Annotated in this window: 2 protein-coding genes; both read right to left on the reverse strand. The window is 60.2% G+C overall.

Annotated features, from left to right (window positions below; genetic code table 11):
- On the reverse strand, positions 1–784 hold a 784-nt coding region (locus tag GX108_06630), incomplete at its 3' end, for a PAS domain-containing protein (protein ID NLO56709.1).
- A 90-nt stretch (positions 785–874) separates the two neighbouring features.
- Positions 875–3204: UPF0182 family protein (locus GX108_06635; GenBank protein ID NLO56710.1), on the reverse strand; the 2330-nt coding region annotated here is incomplete at its 5' end.

Genomic DNA, 3204 nt, shown 5'->3' on the forward strand with positions numbered 1-3204 from the left:
CCGATATTTCCCTGATTATCTCGTGGAGCGCCCGTAACCCGGAGGCGCTCCTGAAAAGGATGAGGCTGGCTTTCTTCTGAAGGGTGGTATCCCGGAAGGTTTCGATGGAGCCGCAGATGATCCCTTCTGGGTTGCTGAGAGGGCTTGCCGCGAAGGATATCCAGCGCCCTTCGCCGAGGCCCGGGAGGAAGGTCTCCACTTCCCAGCCTCCCGCCAGGGTGGTCGAAGGGCGGGAGGAATCTCCGTAGAGCCTAGCGAATTCCTCCGGCGGAGCGCCATCCAGGATGAGGTCCGCCAGGAGGGGTCTCGCTTCGTGGTAGAAGGCCCTCCAGGCGTCTTTTGAGCCCAGCACGTCCCCAGCGGCGATGCCGGTGAGGTTTTCGCAGGCTTTGTTCCAGTGGGTCACTGCGTGGTCTTTTCCCAGGACGAAGGCGGGGACGGCCAGGTCCTCTATGACCTGTGAGATCGAGGAGTGCTTCTGGAAGAGTTCGTCGCGGCTGGAGATATATTGCCGGATGAGGGGCACCGACCATATCGTCGCAAGCAACAGCAGCAACGACACCGCCAGCGCCGTCGATTCGTAAATCATCGGGTTGCCGGCAGGGTCTCCCCCCGAGAGGATACCTATGAAGTTGATGAGCCGTCGGCCCAGGATCAGTGCCACGGCCGCGATGAACAAATAAAGGCCCGGATGTCGTCGGGAAACGGGGAGATGCCTGCAGGCCACGATCGCCGCCGCGGCCTGTAGGACCAGGGAGATGAGGATGATGACCTTTATCGGCATCTCTCCGCCGCCCTTCTTCAGTTCACAAAAGTGGCATAAGAATATTTTAAGATTTGTTCGAGTCGCAGTCAACGGATGGATCTCGAAAGATCATCGCCAGGGTTGTTCCGCCTCATCCAGGAGTGCCTCAAGGGCCGATTTCAGTTTTTCCAACTCCTGGCCGTAGCTTGCCCAGTCGCCCTTCCTCGCGGCTTCCTGGGCCCTCTCGAAGTGGTCCCTTGCCCGGCGGGCCAATTCGCCGACACTGTCTTCTTCCGTTGCCGGCCGGAGCGGCGCGGGCCTTTCCTCTTCCAACACGGGAAGGCTCTCCTCGAATGGCGCTGTCCCGTGTAGTCGGAACAGCAGCGTCGAAATGGCCTCGTCGACCGTCCCGCCCCAGGCCACCTTACCGCCCGAGGAGACGATGACCCGCTTTAGTTCCGGCAGGTCGCTGTTTTCAGCCCTGAGGTATAGGGGCTGGACATAGAGCAGCGAATCGCCCAGCGGAATGACCATAATATCGCCCCGGATGACGTCGGAGCCACGCTGGGTCCAGAGTGAAAGTTGGGCCGCGATCTCCGGGTCCTGGTCAATAAGGGCGGCCACCTGGGAGGGGCCGAAGATAAGTTTCTGCTTGGGGAACTGGTAAACCAGGAGTTGTCCGTAGTTGGGGGGGTCGGAACGGCCCGCCATCCAGGCGATCATGTTGTCCCTGCCCACGGGCATGAAGGGGGCGATGAGGGCGAATTCTGCCCTTTCCTCCCCGGCGAGGCGCATGATCAGGTAGTAGGCGTTTATGTCCCCCGTCGAGGCCTGGGTCGAGAGCCTCCAGACATCTTCCTTGTTGTAGTAGGTGTTGGGGTCGCTCATATGGTAGGTGCGGTAGATCTCGCTCTGGATGAGAAATAGCGCCATGGGATAGCGTATTTGGGTGCTGAGTTCGGGCGGGGCCTCATCGGCCGGGGTGAAGAGGGCCGGGAAGATGCCCTGCCAGGTCCTGAGGATTGGGTCGTCGGGGTCGTAGACGTAAAGAAGGATGCTGCCGTCGTAGGCGTCGATGACAGCCTTGACGCTGTTACGGACGTAGTTGATCTTCTGCCTGGTCCCGGAGAGGCTGACGGGGTTCGAATAGGGGTAGCGATCGGTGGCCGTATAGGCGTCCACGATCCAGACGAGTTTCCCGTCGATGACCGCCAGGTAGGGGTCGCTGTCATAAAGGAGGAAGGGCGCCACCTTATCGAGGCGCTCTCTCAGGCTCCGGTACATCAGTATCCGGCTTTCGGCCGTTATGGCGTTGGTGAAAAGGATCTGGGAGTCCCTGAAGCGAAGGGCGAACATGATCCTGTTGAACACCCCCCCGATGGGCACTCCGCCGGTCCCCTGGTAGGTGGTCCTCACGTTGGAGTCGCCCATGGGGTAGTCGAACTCCATGATATTCGTGCGGACCAGGGAGTAGGGTAAGCGCCTCTCGCCGAAGTAAATCTGGGGCCTTTCGATTCCCAGGGGGACCGAAGCCTGGGGAGGAAGGTCCTTGACGATCAGCGTAGGTTTGCCGGCGCTGTCCACCTCGTTGACGAAGTTCATCACCAGGCCGTAGCCGTGAGTGAACTCCAGGTGCTGGTTGACCCAGGTCGGGTTCTGGAGCTGCCCATGGTCGAGCTCCCTGGCGGCCAGCATGACCTGCCGGTAGGATCCGTTGAAGGTGTAGCGGGCGACGTCCACATCGGGGAAGTCGTAGTAGGTCCTTATCTCCTGGAGCTGTTTGAAGGCCCTGAGGATGGGGCGGTAGTCCCAGAGTCTTATGTTCCTGATCGTATCGGGTTCGTTACCGATGTCTTGAACCGTCACGGCGTCCTCGGGGAGAAAGTCGATAATTTCCAGGTCTTCCAGGCCATAGGCTTCGAGGGTACCCCGGATGTTGAACTCGATGAAGGGCTTTTCCTTGGCGAACTCGTTGGGTTCCACGATGTACTTCTGGACTACGCCGGGGAGGAGGCCCCTTAAAAGAAAGGCAGCGCCCACCAGGAGGACAACCCCCGCGATGGCAAGCCTCCAGGTTCTCCGGAAAATGTTCGCCACGAGCAGGGCGGCGATGACCAAGGAGAGCCCAACCATTATATTGAGGGCCAGTAGTTTGATGTGCACATCGGTGTAGCCCGCGCCGAATACCACCCCTTCGGGGGAGAGGAGGATGTGGAATCGCTCAAGCCATAGCCCGCTTCCCCAGACGACGACCGTCACGGCGCCCAGCACCGAGAGGTGGGCCCGGGCGAAGGAGGGAAGGTAAATCCTGTTTTCCTCCCGCAGCCTCGGAAGGACCGCCAGAAGGGTGATCAGGGCCACTCCCATGATGGTTGTGACCAGGGTGCTGAGGAGCCAGCCCTGGAAAAGCGACAGGAAGGGGATATCGAAGACGTAAAAAGCTACGTCCCTGCCGAAGA

Origin of the sequence: Thermovirga sp. (genome assembly GCA_012523215.1) — a bacterium.
Classification (GTDB): Bacteria; Synergistota; Synergistia; order Synergistales; family Thermovirgaceae; genus 58-81.